Here is a 21,293-nt window from a genome sequence, read left to right as displayed (position 1 = left end):
TGGGCCGGCCCTGCTGATATGGCCTGCTGAAAGGGGCCTTAAACAGGCTGAGTGGGGGCGGTCCCCAACGATCCGCCACCACTCATCCCCCCAATGTGTGCAAAGGCCCCCGGGCCGGCGGCGATTTGGAATTTATCCCCGTTCGAAAGCGCTTGGCGGCCCCGCCTTCACACATTCATGATTGTGTCACAGTCTAATGATTTTGTGAAAGCGGCAGGAGGTTATGTTTCAGAAGATGTCCTCTTGCGGGCCGTGCTGCGGCCGTTGACCACCCTTGCTGCCCAGATCAAGGCTAATCCGACGACGAAGCACAGGATCGCCGTGTAATTGATGATGAACTCAATTTGCCCCAGTTCGGGCGGGATCACCGGAAAGAGTAGCGTGAGGGCAACCGCCGCTCCGCCCAGCGCCAGCAGCCCGGCACCGGTGCGCACCAGGGCAGGAAGCCGGTCCCGCGCCGCCCCCACCAAGGCCGGAACCAAGGCCAGGGCCACATAGGCGGGATAAGCCCGGCCTGCCGCACCGTAGTACTCCACGAGCGCGAAGTGACGGGCGTCTTTCGCGGAAATGGCGCTTAGGCCCGCCGAGGAACCGGCCGTGTCCATCGAGAAGAACAGCGCCACCATAACCGTGGAGATCACCAAGAGAACCAGCATCCCCGTTTTCCCCGTGATATGCCGATAGGCGCCATCTGCACCGAAGCCCCTGGAGATGCGGATGCCCATGAAGTAGATGGCCCCGAAGATCACGAACCGCAGCAGCAGGTTGGCGAGGTTGATCCCTCCCAGCGCCTGGTCGATCACCAGATAGGGACCCTGGATGCTCAACAGGATGGCCAGCGTCATCATGGCAAAAATGCCAAACAGGGAGCGGTTCTCGCCGCGGAGGGTGCTGGGAACGCGGGCCACTGCAACGAATGCGCAGATGGCCAGCGTGGTCCATTGAAGGGTCTCGATCATCCCAGGTTCTCCCAAATCTTTTCTGTCTGCGCCTGGTCCTGCTCCTGCCGGCGCAATACTTTGCCCAGTGCCTGGAGCCTGTCTCCTGCAAGCGCGGTAAGTTCTCCGTCGGAGAGGCTGTCCAGTGCCGCCTGCCGGGCTCCGGGAGGCCAGCCGGCCTCCTCCTCCGTGATGACCCCGGTGGCCACCAGGCCGCCGGCAGGTCCCACCCCGGCCGCCGACGCCGTAGCCATGGCAAGCTCGGGGGACAACCGGTTGGCCGTCAACTGGGCGGAATAGTTTTGCGGGGCCACCCCGGTGGAGGCCGAAACGCGGTGCCGGACCTCGCCGTCGTCAATGGCGTCAACCCAGTTCTTCACGGAAGTGGCGTGCGGGGCGGGGCTGAGGGCGGGAGCCGCTGCTCCCCGGTCGGCATCCATGGCGGGGCGGGCCAGCAGCGCCCGGAGGAGGTCTGCGGTTGAAATCTGGCTCACCAGCTCGTTCCTGGTGGGCGGACGCGGCGGCCCAGCGAGGGCGCTGTAGGCGTCGAACCCGGCCAGTGCCGTGACGGGGTTGATCCTGTAGGCGCGGCTGATGCTGACCACAGTGCTCACGGAGACCTTGCCGCGGACCAGTTGCTGGGCCAGCGTGGTCCGCTTGATCCCCGAGACCCGGCAGACGTCTGCGGTGCTGGCATCTGGTGCGATGCCTTGCAGCCAGCGCTGGAACGCCTTGGCGGAAAGGGTCATGGAGGACTCTCTGCAGAACGGGTGGTGCTGACGATTTTACCGCGCCCGCGTGCGGCGTCCGGCCGGGCGCCGTGTACCTCGGATTTTGTCCATGGCCCACATTCGTCTATAGTTGATGGTCGAGCCCGTTGGTCCGTACACCCCCCAAGTCCGGACCAGCGGGTTCTTCTATGTCCTGCAGCCCCAGCGGCGCCGCGGCCCGCTTTTCGCCGCCTCTGCCGGCCGTCAACGGCTGTCCGGGCAGCGGCGAAAGGACGAATCGATGACTGCAACCCTTGTTGCCAAGGACATCTCCGGCGGGCACGGCCACCGCACGCTTTTTTCCGGGCTCTCGCTCTCAGTGGCTCCCGGTGACGTGGTGGGCGTCGTGGGCGCGAACGGCGCCGGAAAGTCCACGCTGCTGCGGCTCCTCGCAGCTGTGGACCAGCCCCAGCAGGGCTCTGTCAGCCTTGCCCCGTCGGATGCATTTGTGGGTTGGCTGCCGCAGGAACATGAACGCGTTCCGGGTGAAACAGTGGCCGCCTACGTCGCCCGCCGGACCGGCTGCGCGGAAGCCACCCTTGAGATGGAATCCACCGCGGAGGGTTTGGGCTCCGGTGCTCCCGGGGCAGATGATGCCTACGCCCGGGCGTTCGACCGCTGGATGGCCTCCGGCGCCGCCGACCTGGATGACCGCCTTCCTGCCGTGCTTGCAGAGCTGGGTCTGGACGCCGGCCCTGACGCACTCATGACCGGGCTTTCCGGCGGCCAGGCGGCCCGGGTGGCGCTGGCTGCCCTGCTGCTGAGCCGCTTCGATGTGGTGCTCCTGGACGAGCCCACCAACGACCTCGACCTCGCAGGCCTTGCCACCCTTGAAAACTTCGTGACGGGATTGCGCGGCGGGGTGGTCCTGGTCAGCCATGACCGTGAGTTCCTTGCCCGCTGCGTGACCAGGGTGGTTGAGCTGGACCTGGCCCAGAACAGCGTGGACGTGTACGACGGCGGCTACGACGCCTTCCTCGAAGAACGCGCAGTGGCGCGGCGGCACGCGCGCGAGAAGTACGAGGACTTCGCCGCCACCAAGGCAGACCTGGTGTCCCGGGCACGGACCCAGCGTGAGTGGAGTTCCCAGGGCGTCCGCAACGCCATGAAGAAGAACCCGGACAACGACAAGATCCGCCGCGCCGCCAGCACCGAGTCCTCCGAGAAGCAGGCGCAGAAGGTCCGGCAGATGGAATCCCGGATCGCCAGGCTGGACGTGGTGGAGGAGCCCCGGAAGGAATGGCAGCTCCAGTTCAGCATCGGCCAGGCACCCCGCTCCAGCGCCGTCGTCGCCACCTTGCGCAACGTGGTGGCACGCCAGGGCGACTTCACGCTGGGACCGGTCAACCTCCAGCTCAATGGCGGCGAACGGATCGGCATCACCGGCCCCAACGGCGCCGGCAAGTCCACGTTGCTGCGCCTCCTGCTGGGAACCCAGGCCCCGGACGACGGCGACGCCTCCATGGGTGCGTCCGTCGCCGTCGGCGAAATTGACCAGGCCCGCGGCCTGCTGGATGGCAGCCTGCCGCTGGGCGACGCCGTCGAAGCAGTGCTGGCGGACTGGACCGGCGCCGACGTCCGCACGCTCCTGGCGAAGTTCGGCCTCAAAGCCGACCACACGTCGCGGGCCGTGGATTCCCTGTCACCGGGGGAGCGGACACGGGCAGCCCTGGCCCTGCTCCAGGCCCGGGGCGTGAACCTGCTGGTGCTGGATGAACCCACCAACCACCTCGACCTGCCGGCCATTGAGCAGCTGGAAGAGGCCCTTGAAAGCTACGACGGCGCCCTGCTGTTGGTCACCCACGACCGCCGCCTGCTGGAAAACGTCCGACTCGACTATCGGTGGCACCTGGAAAACGGGAACGTCCAGGAACTCCACCACGCTGCTAGCCAGGAGAAATAACCATGAGCATGGACCGCGTGGCCTGGAGCTCGCTTTACAACATCAGCACCGCAAAGAGCGCTTCCAAGCCGTTCTCGAAGGAAACCCTGAAGCGGGTGCTTGCCTTCGCCGCCCCGCACAAGGGCAAGCTCATCGCCTTTGTGCTCTCCTCCATCGTGGCTGCCTTCCTGGCGGTCGCCACCCCGGTGCTCGCCGGACAGGTGGTGGACGCCATCATCGCCAAGGCAGGCGTTGACACGGTCATCTGGCTCGCGGTGCTGATTGCCATCGTGGCCGTCGGGGAAGCCGGGGTGGGACTGCTGACCCGTTGGCTGTCCTCCACCATCGGCGAGGGCGTCATCGTGGATTTGCGCACGCGGGTGTTCGACCACGTGCAGCGCATGCCCATTGCCTTCTTCACACGCACCCGGACAGGGGCGCTGGTCAGCCGCCTCAACAACGATGTCATCGGGGCACAGTCAGCCTTCGCCGGCACCCTCTCCGGCGTCGTGAGCAACTCGGTGGCGCTGGCACTGACGCTGGCCGTGATGCTCAATACGTCCTGGCTGGTGACCGTGCTCGCCATGGTGCTGCTGCCCATCTTCCTGATCCCGGCCCGGCGCATGGGCTCCAAGCTCGCAGACCTGCGCCGCGAAGCCGCCGCCCACAACGCCGCCATGGGCACCCAGATGACGGAGCGGTTCTCCGCGCCCGGCGCCACGCTGGTCAAGCTGTTCGGCCGGCCGGATGAGGAGTCGCGTGAATTCGCCGCCCGGGCGGGGCGCGTCCGTGACATTGGTGTCCGCATGGCGATGCTGCAGTTCACGTTCGTCACGGCACTGACCCTGGTCTCCGCGCTCGCACTGGCGCTGGTCTACGGCCTGGGCGGCTGGCTCGCCCTGGGCGGCCAGCTCGCGCCCGGCGACGTGGTGGTCCTGGCGCTGCTCCTGACCCGGCTCTACGCCCCGCTCACGGCGCTGTCCAACGCCCGGGTGGAAGTCATGAGCGCGCTGGTCAGCTTTGAACGGGTATTTGAAATCCTGGACCTGAAGCCGCTTATCCAACAGAAACCGGACGCCGTGGCGGTGCCGGCCGGGCCGGTATCCGTTGAGTTCGACAACGTCCGCTTCGCGTACCCTTCGGCGGACAAGGTGTCCCTGGCCTCCCTGGAAGAGGTCTCTACCCTTGACACCCGGGGCGGCGAGGAAGTGCTGCACGGCGTCAGCTTCCGGGTGGAGCCCGGCCAGACGGTGGCTTTGGTGGGTTCTTCCGGCGCCGGCAAATCCACCATCGCCCAGCTGCTGTCACGGCTGTACGACGTCGACTCGGGCGCTGTGCGGCTCGGCGGCACCATGCCGGGTACGGGCCTGGACGTCCGGGACGTCACCTTCGATTCCCTGCGGGACACCCTGGGCATGGTGACCCAGGACGGCCACCTGTTCCACGAAAGCATCGCCTCCAACCTCCGGCTTGCCCGGCCGGACGCCACGGACGAAGACATGTGGGACGTCCTGCGGCAGGCCCGGTTGGAGACCATGATCAGGTCTCTGCCGGACGGCCTGGAGACAGTGGTGGGGGAGCGCGGCTACCGGCTCTCCGGCGGTGAACGCCAGCGGCTCACCATCGCCCGGCTCCTGATCGCCCAGCCACGGGTCGTCATCCTCGACGAAGCCACCGCCGCGCTCGACTCCACGAACGAAGCCGCCGTGCAGGCAGCCCTGGGCGCCGCGCTCGAGGGCCGGACCGCCGTCGTGATTGCCCACCGGCTCTCCACTGTCCGTGCGGCCGATGCCATCCTGGTGGTGGAGGGCGGGCGGATCGTCGAACGCGGAACCCACACCGAACTCCTGGCAGCCGAGGGCCGCTACGCCGAGCTGTACCGGACGCAGTTTGCCGAGGCCACGGCAGTGGCGCAGGAAGCCGTCCCCGAGTTTTAGCCGGACTTCGTGGCCTGTGCCGCCAGCAGGGGCAGGATGTGGTCCGTCAGCAGCGGTGCGAGGTCCTGGGGGAGGGCCGTGCTGACGGCGGGTGGGCTGATGTCCAGCCACCGGATCTCGGCGATTTCGGCAGCAGGCGAGGCCTGCCAGGTACCCGGGGCGATGAAGACGGTGGCTTCGATGTCCGTGGCGGCCTCGTTGGCGGCGTCGGCGATCCACACCCCCATCAGTTCCAGCTCCCCGGGGTGGACGATGATGCCCACCTCTTCGGCGAGTTCCCTCGCAGCGGCCTGCACGGCCGTTTCACCCGGCTCGGGCTTGCCGCCGGGGTGCATGAACATGCCGGTCCCGCGCTTCCGCACCGTCAGGAGGCGCCCGGCCTTATCAAACACGCAGACGGCGGAGACCACGATCCGGTCCTTCACGGGGCGATCCTGGCAAGGCGCGAGACCAGCAGCAAATCCTTGCGGGGACCGGTCACGTCCCAGCTGTAGCTGAACGCGTCCGGGCCCAGGCGGGTGTAGGACACGCGGTACGTGTCGGGGTCGCACCAGTGGGTGTCCTGGCTGGTGTCCGGTGTGAAGCTCATGCGGTGGAACGGCCTGCCGTCGGGAAAGAACACGTCCAGCGCATCGGGCTCCGGCACGGGTTCCAGGACGTACTCACGCGAGGCGGGGCCGGTAAAAGCAGGCCAGCGCATGGTGCCTTCCTCGCGAAGGGCCAGGCTGCCGTCGTCAATTGGTGTGAAAGTGACGACGCCGGAAAAGGTTCCGCGGGTGCCGTCCGACCTGTCCAGCAGGTCCCGCTCCAGCCGCCAGCGGCCCGGGCGCCCGGGTTGGCCGGTTGGAGAGCTGCCCAGGAGGTAGGCGCGGAGGCTTGGCTCCGGGGAGGGAGAATTCAAGTGCCCTCGATTGGAATCGAACCAACGACACCGGCTTTAGGAGAGCCGTGCTCTATCCACTGAGCTACGAGGGCGGGTGTCCGGTGGGGTTCGGCGGGGCCGGTCCGTCCGGACACGGTTACAAGCATACAAGGTGCCGGGCCGTACTACGCTCAAGGCATGAGTCCAGCCCCCACTGCCGCTCCCGCCACTGCCTTCATCCCGAACATTGCGTCCACCCGGCAGTACATCGGCGCGTGGGCAGTGCTGAGCGTGCTGCAGTATTTCGCCGCTGAGGCAGCCGTGGCCATGGCCTGGGCGGGACCGCGTCCGTACGACCTGAGGACCGGGTACATCAGTGACCTGGGGGCGCTCCACTGCGGGATCTTTTCCGGCCGGGATGTCTGCTCGCCGTTGAACTGGCTGATGAACGCCTCGTTTGTGGTCCAGGGCCTGGGGCTGCTGCTGGGGGCGGTACTGCTGACGTCGGGACTGTTGCGCGTGGCCGCACGGCCTGGCACGCGGGTGGACTGGGGGCGCAGGGAGCCTTGGCTCGCGGCCTCAGCCGTCCGGCTGCTCACCGGAGCCGCCGGTGTTGGAACCGTCGTGGTGGGGCTGGTCCCCGAAGACGTTGGCTCCCCTTGGCACTATGCGGGAGCCGTCATGTACTTCATCACCGGGGGCACGGCACTGCTGGTGCTCGGCCTGCTGTGGCTGCGGAAGACAGGGATGGCGTGGTTCATCCTGGCGTGCGGCGGCGTCTCCGTGGCGGCAACAGCCACCGGGGGGCTTACCCACATGATGGTTCCCGAGTCAGGCACCCTGGAGCGGTTGATGGCCTATCCGGTAACCGTGGGAATGGCCGCCGCCGGGCTGGTCGTTGCGCAGCGGGTGCACAGGCACCGGAAGCAGCTGCGGGCAGCCGCTGCTGCTGCAAGGGCAACTGCCGCCTAGCGCTCTTTCCGTTTCCGGCTGTTGAGGAATACCGCCGCCGCCCCGGCCAGCAGGCTCAGCACCAGAAGCACCCAGCCTGCAACGGTGAGGCCGGACGCCAAGGCCACCTGGCCGGCGTCGGGACCTGCCGTGCCCAGCATGGCGTCGATGGCCACGTTGCCCCACAGCCGGACCACCACGAACAGCATGGGCAACGCCCAGAGCGCCCAGCGGACCGCCTTCCGTGCCACGTTGGTGCCAATGAGCAGCAGCCACGTGAACCCGAAGATCAATGGGAAGAGTGTGCCGGCGGTCTTGTGCACGTAGTTCAGCTGGCCCAGCGCATCGCCGTTCATGGCGCCCTGAAGCCGGCTGATGTAGCCGGCATCGAAACCGCCCACCAGCGAGTCCGGCATGGCCATGTCCTGGGAAAGCTGCGTGAGCTGGTTCAGGGTCAGCAGGTGCAGGTACCAGAAGAGGAACAGGCTGGCCACCACGCCGGCGATGACGATCAGGTTGCTGTTGCCCTGCGCCTTCTCCGGTGTTCGCGCCGTGGTGGGATTGACCACCGGTGGCAGGTGATGCTGCGGCACGGCCGCGTTGGCGCCGTGCTTTTTGATCCGCTGGGCAGGGGTTTTGGCCATGGCACCATTATCCCGCCCCATAAACTGAACGCATGACCACTGGCCGACACAGCGCAGCTGTTCTTGACCCCTCATTGAATGACTACGACCTGGCGGCCGCGCTGGTCCGTGAAGCGGGACAGCTGGCGCTCCTCATGCGCATGGCCGGGCTGGAGTCCGAGCAAAAAACTTCTGTCTCCGACGTGGTGACCGCGGCCGACCACGCCGCCGAGGCCTACGTGCTGGAACAGCTGAGGCGCTGCCGGCCGGAGGATGGGATCGTGGGCGAGGAAGGCGCCTCCGTCCAGGGGACCAGCGGCCGCACCTGGGTGATAGACCCCGTGGACGGTACCTACAACTTCCTGCACGGCTCCACCTACTGGTGCTCAGCCATCGCGCTCAAGGACCGCCGCGATGTGCTGCTGGGCGCTGTTTTCCAGCCTGAGGAGGACAAGTTGTGGCTTGGCGGCCATGACCGGCCTGCCACCTTGAACGGTGAAGCGCTGACGTCGTTTGCCGACGCCGGAGGCAGGCGCAACACCACCAGCGTTGCCGAACTTGGTGCTGCCACCTACATCCATCCCACGTGGCTGATGGACCCTATGTGCGCCATGCCCTGGCACGCCGCCGCGACCTCCGCCGCGTCCCTCCGCATGCTGGGATCCGGTTCGTGCGACCTGGGCCGGGTGGCCGACGGGCAGCTGGGGTGCTGGTTCCAGCACAGCTGTCCGGAATGGGACTGGCTCCCCGGAAAGGCCATCGTCCTTGCGGCCGGCGGTGCCGTGGACACCGTCCGGGTCAACGGGCTGGAGTGGTTTATCGCAGGAGGAACGACGGCGGTGCGCGAGTTGCGCGCGGCCCTTGAGTCAGCGTCGGTGGGCTAGGCATATGTTGCCCTGGCATGGGCGCATACCGTTTCCGGCCGGTGGATAAGGGCCAGTAATCCACAGGCTGGAAGGCGGTGTCGGTCCCACCGCCTAGACTTGTAGGCACCATGGATATGTTGTTTGACCCGTACTCTGACGGACCGTTCAAGGCCGCCCCCGCCGTCACCGCCCGCACCAGGACGGGGTCCGAGGGCGTTGTCACCACCGCCGGGCCGGGCGGAATGCCGGACCCGCAAGGCGGCGGCCAGCACCGCTCCGGCGGCTGGCAACAGTCCAACCCGAACGGCGGGAACAGGCACGACGACGGCGGCCACCATGGCAGCCGCCGCCCCGATGCTGCCCAGTTGCTGCAGGGGTTGAACCCGCAGCAGGAGGAAGCGGTCAAGCATGGCGGATCGGCGCTGCTGATCGTCGCCGGCGCCGGATCGGGCAAGACCCGCGTGCTCAGTAACCGGATCGCCTACCTGATTGCCACCGGCCGTGCCCACCACGGCGAGATCCTGGCCATTACGTTTACCAACAAGGCGGCCGCGGAGATGCGGGAACGCATTGAGGCGCTGGTGGGCGGACGCGCCAAGATCATGTGGATCTCCACGTTCCACTCCTCCTGCGTCCGGATCCTGCGGCAGGAAGCGGCGAACGTCGGCCTGAAATCCAATTTCTCCATCTACGACTCCGCCGACTCCCTGCGCTTGGTTACCCAGGTTTCCAAATCCCTTGACCTGGACCCCAAGAAGTTTGCGCCCAAGGCCATCCAGCACAAGATTTCCGCGTTGAAGAACGAACTGATCGACGCCGACTCCTTCGCCTCCGCGGCCAACTACAACGACCCCTTCGAACATGCGGTGGCGGACGTCTACAAGGGCTACACGCAGCGCCTGCGCCAGGCCAACGCCATGGACTTCGATGACCTCATCGCCGAGACGGTCTACATGTTCCGGGCCTTCCCGGCGCTGGCCGAGTCCTACCGCCGCCGGTTCCGCCACGTCCTTGTGGACGAATACCAGGACACCAACCACGCCCAGTACGCCCTGGTGCGCGAGATCGTGGGTGAGGGCCCCGGCGCGTCGGAGCTCACCGTCGTGGGTGACTCGGACCAGTCCATCTACGCCTTCCGCGGCGCTGACATCCGCAACATCGTGGAGTTCGAAAAGGACTACCCCGAAGCGCGCACCATCAAGCTGGAGCAGAACTACCGCTCCACCCAGAACATCCTGAGTGCCGCCAACTCCGTCATCTCCCGCAATCCCAACCGGCCCGAAAAGCGGCTGTGGACTGCCGAGGGCGAAGGCCACAAGATCATCGGCTACGTTGGCGAAAATGAACACGACGAAGCGCAGTTCATCGCCAAGGAAATCGACCGGCTCCAGGACGAAGAGAACCTCCGCCCCGGTGATGTGGCCATTTTCTACCGGACCAACGCGCAGTCCCGCTCCATCGAGGACGTGCTGGTGCGCGTGGGTTTGCCGTACAAAGTGGTGGGCGGCACGCGCTTCTACGAGCGCAAGGAAATCAAGGACGCGTTGGCCTACCTGCGCGTGCTGGTGAACCCGGACGACGACGTCAACCTCCGCCGGGTGCTCAACGAACCCAAGCGCGGCATCGGTGACCGCGCGGAAGGTGCCGTGGCGGCCCTCGCCAGCCGTGAACGCACCTCCTTCATGGCGGCCGCACGCCGCGCGGACCAGGCGCCCGCCATGGCCACCCGCTCGGTCAACGCCGTCCTGGGCTTCGTGAAAATGCTTGACGACCTCGCCGAGGTGGCCGCCGGGTCGGGGGCTGCCGCGGCCCTCGAAGCCGTGCTGGAACAGACCGGCTACCTTGCCGCACTCCGCTCCAGCACCGACCCGCAGGATGAGTCCCGCGTGGAGAACCTCGCCGAACTTGTGGCCGTGGTGCGCGAGTACGAGCAGGAGAATCCCGAGGGCAGCCTCGGCGCATTCCTGGAACAAGTCTCACTGGTGGCCGACGCCGACCAGATCCCGGATGCCCCCGGTGCGGACATCGACGCCGCCGTGGCCGAAGCCAAGCGGTTGGGCGTGGTGACGCTCATGACCCTGCATACGGCCAAGGGCCTGGAATTCCCGGTGGTGTTCCTCACCGGCATGGAACACGGGCTCTTCCCGCACCAACGCTCCGCCACCGACCCCAAGGAACTGGCCGAGGAACGCCGGCTGGCCTACGTAGGCCTCACCCGTGCCCGGAAGCGGCTGTACGTGACCCGGTCCGAGGTACGCAGCATGTGGGGCCAGAGCCAGTACAACCCTGCCAGCCAGTTCCTCGAGGAAATCCCCGCCGAGCTCCTGGAATGGAAACGGGAAGGAACCAGCCGGCAGTCGTGGGCAGGGGGCGGCTCGATTGGTTCGGGCCGGTACAGCGGATCGTTCTGGGGCGCCGGTACCGCCCGCGGAGCCGCGGCAGATTCTTCAGCCGGCTTCAATGCCGACGTCCCGGCGTTCATCGCCAAGAACCGGGTGCAGCCGCAGAAGGAAATCATCGCCGTCAGCGTGGGGGACAAGGTCAACCACACCAGCTTCGGCAACGGAACCGTCCTGGCCCTCGAAGGCGCAGGAGACAAGACCGTGGCAAAGGTGAAGTTCGACGTCGGTGAAAAGCGCCTGCTGCTGCGCTACGCCCCGCTCACCAAACTCGACGCCTAGAAACGCCCGCGCCCGCGCCGCCCTGCCAGCGTGGGGTCCGGTGGGTGCAGCATCAGCTACGTGCCGGGCAGGACCCGGCCACGAGGCGGCGGGCCATGGCCACTGCCCGGGCCCCGTACGCAGCGCCGTCCAGGACCGCGGCCGTGGCATATGCGCCGTTAAGGACAATGAGGAGTTCCTCGGCAAGCTGGTCGGGATCCTGGACGCCGGCGTCGGCCGCCAGTTCGCGGAACCAGTCGCGGACCTGCTGCTTGTGCGCGACGGCTGCCAGATGAGCCGGGTGCGACCCCTCGGGGAACTCGGTATTGGTGTTCAACATGGGGCACCCCCGGTAGCCGCTCCCGGCGCAGTCCGTGGCCAGTACTTCGAAGACGGCAACGAGCTTGTCCTGCGGAGCCGCTTCCCCGCCGGCGGCATCACGCATGCGTTCGAACCAGGCGTCGGCCCGGCCCTGGACGTAGGCGGTGGCCAGTGCATCCTTGGTAGGAAACTGCCGGTAGACGGTGGCGTTGCCCACCCCGCACTCTTTGACGACGGCATCCATTCCCACAGCCCGGATACCGTGCGCATAAAACAGGCGCGTGGCAACTTCCAGAACATTACGCCGATTTTCCTCAGCAGTCCTGCGCACCACAACACTCCTCTCGTTCGCTCCGACATCGACGCACCAAGTTTGACAGACGGAACGATCCGTCACAAACTTGAGAACGATCCGTCACATTGAGTGGGTGGACCACGCGCGAACAGGAGAACAGCATGAAGTCAGCAGTACTGGGGACCGGCATGGTCGGCCGGACCATCGCAGCACGCCTCGCAGAGCTCGGCCATTCCGTCACCGTCGGCACCCGCGATCCTGACGCCGCCATGGCCCGGAACGGGGCGGATGAAATGGGCAACCCGGCCTTCGCTGCCTGGGCCGCGGAACACCCGGACATCAAGGTTGCACGATTCTCCGACGTTGCGGCAGGCGCCGAGCTTATCGTCAACGCCACCAACGGCGGAGCATCCCTTGACGTTCTGGGGCAGGTTGGTGCTCGAAGCCTCGATGGCAGGGTGATCCTGGACATTGCCAACCCGCTCGACTTCAGCAACGGCATGCCGGCAACCCTTTTTGTGAAGGACACCGATTCGCTGGCTGAGCAAATCCAGCGTGCCTTCCCCACTGCCCGGGTGGTGAAGGCGCTGAACACCCTGAATGCGGACCTGATGGCCCGTCCCGGACTGCTGCCTGACCCTGGTTCCGTCTTCGTTTCCGGTAACGATGCGGAGGCGAAGGCCATTGTCACCGGGATCCTGAAGGACTTCGGCCACCAGGACGTCATCGATCTCGGCGACATTACTACCGCCCGTGGAACCGAAATGCTGCTGCCTGTCTGGCTGCGCCTTTGGGGTGCACTTGGAACGCCGGCCTTCAACTTCAAGATCGTCCGCTGACGGGCCGGACCCGGCAGTCACACGCGGGTTGCCTGAGGACCGCGCCGGCAAACACCAGCGGCTGAGCGTCCCCGACTTTCCGCGGCCGGGCATAATGGAGGCCATGCGACGGACTGTATGGGGGATGCTGGCCGCCCTTTTCCTGATCACCGCCACAGGCTGCACCGTGACCACCAAGGACCCGTCCTACGTTCCGCCGGCTCCTCTGCAACCCATGGAACAGCTGGAAAAGGCGCCACTGGCCGATGCGAAGACGTTCTCCAGCGGTGCAGATGTCCTCTCTTTCATCACCGCCGACCGGACCATCGCGTGCTCGCTCACGTCCGCCCGCGGGGAACACCTCAACCTCCCCTACGAGCAGAACCGCTACAGCGACGCCGCCAACAACAAGCTGCCCATCGTCCCGGTGGCCCACTGCGAGCTCGCCTCCTACCCGGCGCCCGAGCCAGGCGATATCAAGGACGACTGCGCCGGGACCCATCTTGGCTACCTGGGCGGTGTGGCCCTCCTGTCGCCGGACACCGCCCGGTACGGTGAATGCCGCTCCGGCGTCACATCCATGGAAGGAACCTACGGGCCCAAGGGGAACAAGCAGGGAGCGCTGACCCAGTTGCCTGTGCTTGCGGACGGGCAGAACCTGGAGCGCAACGGGCTCCGCTGCTCGGCCTACAACGGCGGGGTGGCGTGCGGAAATGTTTCCGGGGGCGTCGGATTCTTCGTTTCCCCCGAACGTTACGAGCTGGTTCCGGGGCCGGCCAAAAGCAGCCAGCCGCCGCAGCCGGAGGGTCAAAAAACCCCGTGATTCCGCGGTTTTTCTACGCCCCATAGAATAGTGTGCTTACTCACATAAGAGGTAGTCTGGGACGGCCCGGTCCCTCCAAAGGACTAGAGTTCCCCATGGAGCATTACGCCGCGTGGCTCGTTTCCAGACAGGCCGCCGGTGCGTGCAATCCGCAGCCCGGTCATCGTCTTTTCCGATGGTGTCCGACTGTACAGAAACTACTTCGACGTAGAAGGACACTAAACCGTGGACCTGTTTGAATACCAGGCGCGCGATATGTTCGAGGCGCACGGTGTACCCGTGCTTGCCGGCATCGTGGCGTACACCCCAGAAGAAGCAAAGGCAGCTGCCGAGAAGATCGGCGGCGTTACCGTTGTCAAGGCACAGGTCAAGGTAGGCGGCCGTGGCAAGGCCGGCGGCGTCAAGGTCGCAAAGTCCGCTGATGAGGCGTTTGAGCACGCCTCCAACATCCTCGGCATGGACATCAAGGGCCACACCGTCAAAAAGGTGATGATTGCCCAGGGTGCGGACATCGCCGAGGAGTTCTACTTCTCCGTCCTGCTGGACCGCGCCAACCGCAACTACCTGGCCATGTGCTCGGTTGAAGGCGGCATGGAGATCGAACAGCTCGCCGTCGAACGTCCCGAAGCGCTGGCCAAGATTGCCATCGATCCCGCCGTGGGCATCGACCAGGCCAAGGCCGACGAAATCGTCGCAGCCGCCGGCTTCGCCGAGGAACTGCGCGGCAAGGTCGCCGCCGTGATCCTCAAGCTCTGGGATGTCTTCAAGAAGGAAGACGCCACCCTGGTGGAGGTCAACCCGCTGGTCAAGACCGGCGCCGGCGACATCGTGGCACTGGACGGCAAGGTTTCCCTGGACGAGAACGCCGACTTCCGTCACGCCAAGCACGCGCAGCTCGAGGACAAGGACGCTGCAGACCCGCTTGAGGCCAAGGCAAAGGCGCAGGACCTCAACTACGTCAAGCTCGACGGCGAAGTGGGCATCATCGGCAACGGTGCAGGCCTGGTCATGTCCACCCTGGACGTCGTTGCCTACGCCGGTGAAAACCACGGCAACGTCAAGCCCGCCAACTTCCTGGACATCGGCGGCGGGGCCTCGGCAGAGGTCATGGCCGCCGGCTTGGACGTCATCCTGGGCGACGAGCAGGTCAAGTCGGTGTTCGTCAACGTCTTCGGCGGCATCACCGCATGTGACGCCGTCGCCAAGGGCATCGTCGGCGCACTGGCCGAACTGGGCCACACCGCGAACAAGCCGCTGGTAGTCCGCCTCGACGGCAACAACGTCGAGGAAGGCCGCCGCATCCTCAACGAGGCCAACCACCCGCTGGTTACCCTGGCCGCCACCATGGACGAGGGCGCCGACAAGGCCGCCGAGCTCGCCAACGCAGCGAAGTAAAGGGACGCACCATGTCTATCTATCTGAACAAAGACTCCAAGGTCATCGTCCAGGGCATCACCGGCGGCGAAGGCACCAAGCACACCGCCCTGATGCTCAAGGCCGGCACCAACATCGTTGGCGGCGTCAACGCCCGCAAGGCTGGCACCACGGTCCTGCACGGCGACAAGGAAATCAACGTCTACGGCACCGTCAAGGAAGCCATGGCTGAAACCGGCGCCGACGTCTCCATCGTCTTCGTGCCGCCGGCTTTCACCAAGAACGCCGTTGTCGAAGCCATCGAGGCCGGCATCGGCCTGGTCGTGGTCATCACCGAAGGTGTTCCCGTCCAGGACTCGGCCGAATTCTGGGCCCTGGCCCAGTCCAAGGTGGACGCCGACGGCAACCAGGTCACCCGCATCATCGGCCCGAACTGCCCCGGCATCATCACCCCCGGCGAAGCACTGGTTGGCATCACCCCCGCCAACATCACCGGCAAGGGCCCCATCGGCCTGGTCTCCAAGTCCGGCACGCTGACCTACCAGATGATGTACGAACTGCGCGACCTGGGCTTCTCCACCGCCATCGGCATCGGCGGCGACCCCATCATCGGCACCACGCACATCGACGCCCTGGCCGCGTTCGAGGCTGACCCCGAGACCAAGGCCATCGTCATGATCGGCGAGATCGGCGGCGACGCCGAAGAGCGTGCGGCCGACTTCATCAAGGCCAACGTCACCAAACCGGTCGTCGGCTACGTGGCCGGCTTCACCGCGCCCGAGGGCAAAACCATGGGCCACGCAGGCGCCATCGTCTCCGGCTCGGCCGGTACCGCACAGGCCAAGAAGGAAGCCCTCGAGGCTGCCGGCGTAAAGGTCGGCAAGACGCCGTCCGAGACCGCCAAGCTGCTCCGCGAGGTCTACGCAGCCCTGTAGGCAATACGTCGCAACGCGGGGCCACCCCGGTCCGTTCCCCCTCCACGGGACGGACTTACGGGTGGCCCCGCGTTTGTTGTTTAACGAATGACGACGACGGCGGGCGGCGCCTGCCCACCCCGGTCGAGTAATGTTGGGGAAGGAAAATCGGGGCGCCTTGGGCGCGCAGGCAGGGGAATGACGATGGCAGAAAAGCGACCCACTCTGGTCGACGCCGTCGTTGACAAGGTCCTCGAGCACATCATCAGCGGGGACATAAAGGCCGACGACGCCCTGCCGCCGGAGGCTGATATCGCCAAGGAATCGGGTGTCAGCAGGCTGACGGCCCGGGAAGCCATGAAGGTGCTCAAAGCGCAGGATGTTGTCTACGTCAAGCGCGGCCTGGGCACGTTCGTCAATCCGCCCGAGCGCTGGACCGGGTTGGACGCCATCATGCGCGCAGCCTCCAGGGGAGTGGCCTCGGACCAGGTGGCACTTCGCCTGCTCGAGGTCCGCCGGATGGTGGAGACCGGGGCAGCAGAACTCGCGGCCTCCCGCCATAGACCCGTTGACCTTGCCGCCCTGCAGGACAGCGTGGAGCAAATGGAAGCGGCGCACCAGGCCGGAGACGTCGATGCGCTGACAGTGGCCGATATCGCCTTCCATGACACCGTGCTGCGGGCGTCCGGCAATCCGTTCGTACCCGCACTGCTGGGCCAGCTTTCCACCCTGCTGTACGCCATGCGCAGGGAAACCTCCGCATTTCCGGACGTTCAGCGCCACGCCATCCATCACCACAAGATGGTCCTTGCCGCCATCGCTGCCGGTGATCCTGCCACGGCGCGCTCCACCATGGACGCCCATATCACGCAGACCTTTGAGGACTACGAGCAGTTCCTTGCCATGTCCAGCCGCCGGGGAACCACTGCCCGCTAGGCATGCCGCCCCCGCGGACCCGGGTTCGCCGCGCCTTCCCTCCTGGACCCGAGGGTGCTTCGCTTGTGTTGACGGCCGCATGGACCTGTGACTAGAATCTCAGTCAGACATCAGACATCTGATATCACCCCCCAAAATGCCGCCAGCCAAAGGAGTCTTCATGCGCGCGCATTCCCCTTTTGAGGGTCCCCGCACCACGACGGGAGGCACCCGATGACCTCCCGTGCTACCGCCCCCGCACTCAGCGAACTCGGCAGGACCACCCTCCGCAAGGTACGCCGGCGGCTGATGCCCCTGATCGTCCTTCTCTACTTCGTCGCCTACCTGGACCGGAACAATGTGGGCTTTGCCAAGCTCGGCATGCAGGGCGACATCGGCCTGACCGAGGCCGCCTACGGCCTGGGCGCCGGCATCTTCTTCCTGGGATACGCCCTGCTGGAGATCCCCTCCAACGGCGGCATGTACCGCTTCGGCGCCCGCAAGTGGATCGCCCGCATCCTGATCAGCTGGGGCATCTTCGCCACCGCCATGTTCCTGGTGAACGGCGAGGCCACTTTCTACGTCATCCGTTTCCTCCTTGGCGCGGCCGAAGCCGGCTTCTTCCCGGCGATCCTCTTCTACCTGACCCTCTGGTTCCCGGCCGCCCAGCGGGTGACGGTGCTTGGCATCTTCATCCTCGCCCAGCCCATCTCCAACGCCCTCGGTGCACCGGTGTCCGGCATGCTCCTGAACCTGGAAGGTTTGGCCGGCCTGCACGGCTGGCAGTGGCTCTACATCCTCGAAGGCATCCCCGCAATCATCCTGGGCATCATCACGCCGTTCGTCATGACGGACCGCCCGGAACACGCCAAGTGGCTCAAGCCGGAAGAGCGCGAATGGCTCTCCACCACCATGGCCGCGGAACTGGCCAACAAGCAAAAGGCCGGCAACCACAACTTCCTTGCCGGCCTGAAGGACCCCCGCACCATCGCCTACTCCGCGCTGTACTTCGGCCTGGTCTGCGGCATCTACGGCCTGGGGCTCTGGCTGCCCACCATCGTCAAGGCACTGGGGAAGTTCGACTCAACGCAGGTGGGATTCATTGTCTTCATCCCGTACGCCATCGCCGCGGTGTTCGTTTACTTCTGGAGCAAGCGCTCTGACCGCACCGGCAACCGCGTCTGGCATGCGTCCGTCAGCATGGTGCTCGCCGCCATCGGCCTCCTGGGCGCAGGGTTCCTGCTCCCCGTCAACGCCGTGCTCGCCATGGTCTTCCTGACCCTCGCGGCCATGGGCATCTACTCCGCGATTGCGCCCTTCCTGGCCATGCCTTCCGCAGCCCTCACCGGTGCCGCGGCAGCCGCTGGCCTGGCAATGGTCAACTCGCTCGGCAACCTGGGCGGCTTCGTGGCCCCCTACATCGTGGGCATCCTCAAGGACGCCACCGGAAACAGCCAGACCGGCCTGGTCTTCCTGGCCGCCTGCCTCGCCGTGACCGCCGTCGCCACCTACCTTTACGCACGCAAGCGGCCCGAAGGTGTCTCCGCGCCCGGAGCCACCGTTCCTGCCGCCGAAACCCACTAGGAAACAGCAATGACAACTCAGAACACTTTCCCCGCAGAACGTACCGCGGTCCTGACCGGGGCGGCATCGGCCCGCGGCATCGGCCGCGCAACCGCCGACCGCCTGGCCAGCGAGGGCTGGTCCATCGCCATCCTGGACATCAACGCCGAAGACGCCCAGGCGGCAGCGGCGGAAATTGGCTCCAGCCGTGCCGTCAAGGCCATCGGAGTGGGCGCCGACGTCTCGGACGAGGCGTCGGTGGACCGGGCCATCACGGAGATCGAGCAGTCCCTTCCGCCCATCGTGGGACTGGTCAACCTGGCCGGAATCAGTTCCCCCACTCCCTTCATGGAAACCACCGTGGCGGAATGGGACAAGGTCTTCGCCATCAACATGCGCGGCACCTTCGTGGTATCCCAGCGCGTCCTTAAGGGCATGATCGAGCGGGAACTGGGGCGGATTGTCAGCATCTCCTCCATCTCCGCCCAGCGCGGCGGAGGAACCTACTCCAAGGTTGCCTACAGTGCCTCCAAAGCCGGCATCCTCGGGTTTACCCGTGCGCTGGCGCGTGAAGTGGGCGAGCACAACATCACCGTGAACGCCATCGCGCCGGGCCCGATCGACACGGACATCATGGGCGGAACGCTGAGCGATGAGCGCAAAGCCCAGATGTCCGAGGGGATCATGATGGGCCGCGTAGGAACCCGCGAGGAAGTGGCTGCCCTGATTGCATTCCTCCTGGGCGAGGATGCGGGCTATATCACTGCCGCCACCTATGACATCAACGGCGGCCTGCAGGTCTCCTGACGCTCCTTGCGTTCCTGACCCACTGCGCAATGGTGCCGTGCGGATTACCCCCGCACGGCACCATTTCCGGAGCGCCGTCCTCCGCAACGTCCCGCCCCTTCAGCGGCTATAGGATTTCTACATGGCAACCAAGAACCAAGCCACCGGCGGGGTGAGCAGGCAGGTCCTCGCCGACCACGTCTACGAGGCGCTCTTGGTTGCCCTGATGGACGGCCGCCTGGAAGCAGGCACGCCGGTCAGTATCGACGGGATGGCCAGGGAACTGGACGTCTCACCGACGCCCGTACGGGAGGCGCTTGCCCGGCTGGAGGCCACCGGCATGGTCCGGCGGATGGCCCTGCGTGGCTACCGCGTGGCCCCGCTGTTCTCCCCGGAAGAGCTGGCAGACCTGATGGACGCCCGGCTGGTGATCGAACCCGCCAACGCCTTCATGGCCTGCAAGCACGCAGACCAGGAGCTGACAGGGCAGCTCCAGCAGGCCATCGAGGACTTGAAAGCCGCGCCGCGAGGCCCGTCGTTTGCCGAGTTCCGTGCCTACTGGGAGGCCGACGAACGTTTCCACCGTCTGATCGCCGAATCCGCGGATAACCAGTTCCTGCTGTCCGCCTACAACGCGCTGGGCGGCCAGGTGCAGCGTTTCCGCTTCTTCGGCGGCCTGGGCGTGACCGACGCCGACTACGCCATCGCCGAACACGCTGAGATCCTCAAAGCCATTGAAGCAGGCGACGCCGAGCTCGCCCGCCAAAAAATGATCGACCATATCGAGGGCGTTAAGCAGCGCTCGCAGCACGACAGCGAAGTCCGCAGCTAGCAGGACGCCCAGGGGCCGGACCGGCCCCTTCCTTCCTGGACTCCACAGCTGGAGTCCACAAACCAACCCTTGACAGGATCCCCAAGCAGCGTAGATCCTATAGGAAATGCGATTCTAGATCTGGAGTGACAATGCCGTACACAGCCGAAAACTGGCCCATCGCCGCAGCCCTGCTGCAGTTCCCCGGAACCAAACCCGATGGAACCGCCGTCCAGGACGCCCCTGCCAGTGACTGGCAGCAGGTCTTCGAGGAAGTGGCCGACGCCGGCTTCACCAACGCGGACCTCACCGACAGCTGGGTCCGCCCCGGTGACCTCTCCAGCGCACGCCTCGATGAGCTGAAGTCCGCAGCCACCGCCGCAGGCCTTGGATTGCCCTCCATCTCTGCCATCCGCCGCAGCGTGATCGAAGAGGGCAACTGGGAGGACAACCTGGCCTACACCCACCGCACCATCGAGGCCGCCGCACAGCTTGGCTGTGAGGTTGTCTCCATCGGGCTGCACCAAGCCATTACCCCGGAGCAGAAAAAGCAGCTGTGGTTCTGGACCGTCGAAGGCCACAAGGACCCCGTGGGGGACAAAGAAGCGTGGAACAACGCCGTCACCCGCATCCGCGAGGTGGGCAAGCACGCCGCCGAACTCGGCCTCCTGGTGTCCCTGGAGATGTACGAGGACACGTACCTGGGAACAGGGGACTCCTCCGTGCAGCTCGTCCAGGACATCGGCCTTGCCAACGTTGGACTGAACCCGGACCTGGGCAACCTGATCCGCCTGCACCGTCCCATCGAGGACTGGCGCGAACTGGTACACAAGACCCTGCCGTATTCCAACTACTGGCACGTCAAGAATTACATCCGCGATGAGGACCAGGCCCGGAACCAGTACGTGGCCATGCCGGCCCCCATGGAATCCGGCCTCATCAGCTACCGCGAGGCTTTCCAGTTCGCCATCTCCGTCGGCTTCCAGGGCGTCATCTGCACCGAGCACTACGGTGGCGACGGCCTGAGCGTCACCGCCGCCAACCAGGACTACCTGCGCCGCCAGGTCCTGCCCAAGCGCGACGGCTACGCCGTGGGCACCAGCCTCGTGGCCCAGGGCCGGCAGGCACCCGCAGCGGTTCCAGCACGCTAAGCCGCCAGGCATCCCAGCCGACCCAACCGGTTC

20 protein-coding genes and 1 tRNA gene are annotated in these 21,293 nt (G+C 66.0%); 14 read left to right on the top strand and 7 right to left on the bottom strand.

Annotated elements, in window-relative coordinates:
- Positions 1 to 221 precede the first annotated feature (221 nt).
- Together ACTHQS_RS16710 and ACTHQS_RS16705 are read right to left on the bottom strand one after the other, a co-directional pair.
- Positions 222 to 959, bottom strand: a complete 738-nt coding sequence (locus ACTHQS_RS16710) for a hypothetical protein (RefSeq protein ID WP_440171179.1) — start codon at positions 957 to 959, stop codon at positions 222 to 224.
- Entirely contained in the window at positions 956 to 1,687 is a 732-nt protein-coding gene (locus ACTHQS_RS16705; protein WP_440171177.1) for a hypothetical protein, read from the bottom strand. The genes ACTHQS_RS16710 and ACTHQS_RS16705 overlap by 4 nt, the downstream gene beginning before the upstream one ends.
- A 262-nt stretch (positions 1,688 to 1,949) precedes the next feature.
- On the opposite strand from ACTHQS_RS16705, the gene ACTHQS_RS16700 reads away from it, so the two are divergent.
- Together ACTHQS_RS16700 and ACTHQS_RS16695 are read left to right on the top strand one after the other, a co-directional pair.
- Complete coding sequence (locus ACTHQS_RS16700) at positions 1,950 to 3,611, top strand: ABC-F family ATP-binding cassette domain-containing protein (protein ID WP_440171175.1); 1,662 nt, start codon at positions 1,950 to 1,952, stop codon at positions 3,609 to 3,611.
- Positions 3,612 to 3,613: 2 nt separating this feature from the next.
- Entirely contained in the window at positions 3,614 to 5,527 is a 1,914-nt protein-coding gene (locus ACTHQS_RS16695) for an ABC transporter ATP-binding protein (RefSeq protein WP_440171173.1), read from the top strand.
- Here the strand turns inward: ACTHQS_RS16695 and ACTHQS_RS16690 are convergent.
- The 3 genes from ACTHQS_RS16690 to ACTHQS_RS16680 form a co-directional block, all read right to left on the bottom strand.
- Complete coding sequence (locus ACTHQS_RS16690) at positions 5,524 to 5,952, bottom strand: NUDIX hydrolase (protein WP_440171171.1); 429 nt, start codon at positions 5,950 to 5,952, stop codon at positions 5,524 to 5,526. The two genes, ACTHQS_RS16695 and ACTHQS_RS16690, sit on opposite strands and share 4 nt — an antisense overlap.
- Entirely contained in the window at positions 5,949 to 6,428 is a 480-nt protein-coding gene (locus tag ACTHQS_RS16685) for a DUF6314 family protein (RefSeq protein ID WP_440171170.1), read from the bottom strand. The genes ACTHQS_RS16690 and ACTHQS_RS16685 overlap by 4 nt, the downstream gene beginning before the upstream one ends.
- Before the next feature lies 1 nt (position 6,429).
- Positions 6,430 to 6,502 (bottom strand) — tRNA-Arg (locus ACTHQS_RS16680).
- An 85-nt stretch (positions 6,503 to 6,587) separates the two neighbouring features.
- On the opposite strand from ACTHQS_RS16680, the gene ACTHQS_RS16675 reads away from it, so the two are divergent.
- Complete coding sequence (locus ACTHQS_RS16675) at positions 6,588 to 7,361, top strand: DUF998 domain-containing protein (RefSeq protein ID WP_440171168.1); 774 nt, start codon at positions 6,588 to 6,590, stop codon at positions 7,359 to 7,361.
- Here ACTHQS_RS16675 and ACTHQS_RS16670 read toward each other — a convergent pair.
- A complete protein-coding gene (locus ACTHQS_RS16670) occupies positions 7,358 to 7,984 on the bottom strand; it encodes a hypothetical protein (RefSeq protein ID WP_440171166.1) in 627 nt (208 codons plus the stop codon). The genes ACTHQS_RS16675 and ACTHQS_RS16670 overlap by 4 nt on opposite strands.
- A gap of 32 nt (positions 7,985 to 8,016) precedes the next feature.
- Here ACTHQS_RS16670 and ACTHQS_RS16665 point away from each other — a divergent pair, with 32 nt between their 5' ends.
- Entirely contained in the window at positions 8,017 to 8,847 is an 831-nt protein-coding gene (locus ACTHQS_RS16665; RefSeq protein WP_440171165.1) for an inositol monophosphatase family protein, read from the top strand.
- 116 nt (positions 8,848 to 8,963) lie between these two features.
- Entirely contained in the window at positions 8,964 to 11,510 is a 2,547-nt protein-coding gene (gene pcrA, locus ACTHQS_RS16660; RefSeq protein WP_440171239.1) for a DNA helicase PcrA, read from the top strand.
- Positions 11,511 to 11,562: 52 nt separating this feature from the next.
- On the opposite strand, the gene ACTHQS_RS16655 is transcribed toward pcrA, so the two are convergent.
- The gene (locus ACTHQS_RS16655) at positions 11,563 to 12,141 is read right to left on the bottom strand and encodes a TetR/AcrR family transcriptional regulator (protein ID WP_440171164.1); all 579 of its coding nucleotides are present in this window, start codon (positions 12,139 to 12,141) and stop codon (positions 11,563 to 11,565) included.
- A gap of 125 nt (positions 12,142 to 12,266) precedes the next feature.
- On the opposite strand from ACTHQS_RS16655, the gene ACTHQS_RS16650 reads away from it, so the two are divergent.
- The 9 genes from ACTHQS_RS16650 (at position 12,267) to ACTHQS_RS16610 (ending at position 21,260) form a co-directional block, all read left to right on the top strand.
- Positions 12,267 to 12,944, top strand: a complete 678-nt coding sequence (locus tag ACTHQS_RS16650; protein WP_440171162.1) for an NADPH-dependent F420 reductase — start codon at positions 12,267 to 12,269, stop codon at positions 12,942 to 12,944.
- Between the two features lie 94 nt (positions 12,945 to 13,038).
- Positions 13,039 to 13,746: a hypothetical protein gene (locus ACTHQS_RS16645; protein WP_440171160.1), complete on the top strand. Its 708-nt coding sequence runs from the start codon at positions 13,039 to 13,041 to the stop codon at positions 13,744 to 13,746.
- A 225-nt stretch (positions 13,747 to 13,971) separates the two neighbouring features.
- Positions 13,972 to 15,141: an ADP-forming succinate--CoA ligase subunit beta gene (gene sucC / locus ACTHQS_RS16640; RefSeq protein ID WP_440171157.1), complete on the top strand. Its 1,170-nt coding sequence runs from the start codon at positions 13,972 to 13,974 to the stop codon at positions 15,139 to 15,141.
- Between the two features lie 11 nt (positions 15,142 to 15,152).
- A complete protein-coding gene (sucD, locus tag ACTHQS_RS16635; RefSeq protein WP_018769572.1) occupies positions 15,153 to 16,055 on the top strand; it encodes a succinate--CoA ligase subunit alpha in 903 nt (300 codons plus the stop codon).
- A 183-nt stretch (positions 16,056 to 16,238) separates the two neighbouring features.
- Positions 16,239 to 16,970, top strand: a complete 732-nt coding sequence (locus ACTHQS_RS16630; protein ID WP_440171154.1) for a FadR/GntR family transcriptional regulator — start codon at positions 16,239 to 16,241, stop codon at positions 16,968 to 16,970.
- Positions 16,971 to 17,183: 213 nt separating this feature from the next.
- Complete coding sequence (locus ACTHQS_RS16625; protein ID WP_440171151.1) at positions 17,184 to 18,533, top strand: MFS transporter; 1,350 nt, start codon at positions 17,184 to 17,186, stop codon at positions 18,531 to 18,533.
- Between the two features lie 9 nt (positions 18,534 to 18,542).
- The gene (locus ACTHQS_RS16620) at positions 18,543 to 19,319 is read left to right on the top strand and encodes an SDR family NAD(P)-dependent oxidoreductase (RefSeq protein ID WP_440171148.1); all 777 of its coding nucleotides are present in this window, start codon (positions 18,543 to 18,545) and stop codon (positions 19,317 to 19,319) included.
- Positions 19,320 to 19,440: 121 nt separating this feature from the next.
- Complete coding sequence (locus ACTHQS_RS16615) at positions 19,441 to 20,130, top strand: GntR family transcriptional regulator (RefSeq protein ID WP_440171145.1); 690 nt, start codon at positions 19,441 to 19,443, stop codon at positions 20,128 to 20,130.
- Positions 20,131 to 20,261: 131 nt separating this feature from the next.
- Complete coding sequence (locus ACTHQS_RS16610) at positions 20,262 to 21,260, top strand: sugar phosphate isomerase/epimerase family protein (RefSeq protein WP_440171142.1); 999 nt, start codon at positions 20,262 to 20,264, stop codon at positions 21,258 to 21,260.
- Positions 21,261 to 21,293 lie beyond the last annotated feature (33 nt).

The organism is Arthrobacter sp. SAFR-044, from assembly GCF_051965175.1.
In the GTDB taxonomy this organism is placed as follows: Bacteria; Actinomycetota; Actinomycetes; order Actinomycetales; family Micrococcaceae; genus Arthrobacter.
Note: the sequence above shows the minus strand (reverse complement) of the source record. Positions and strands in the feature narration are given on the sequence as shown.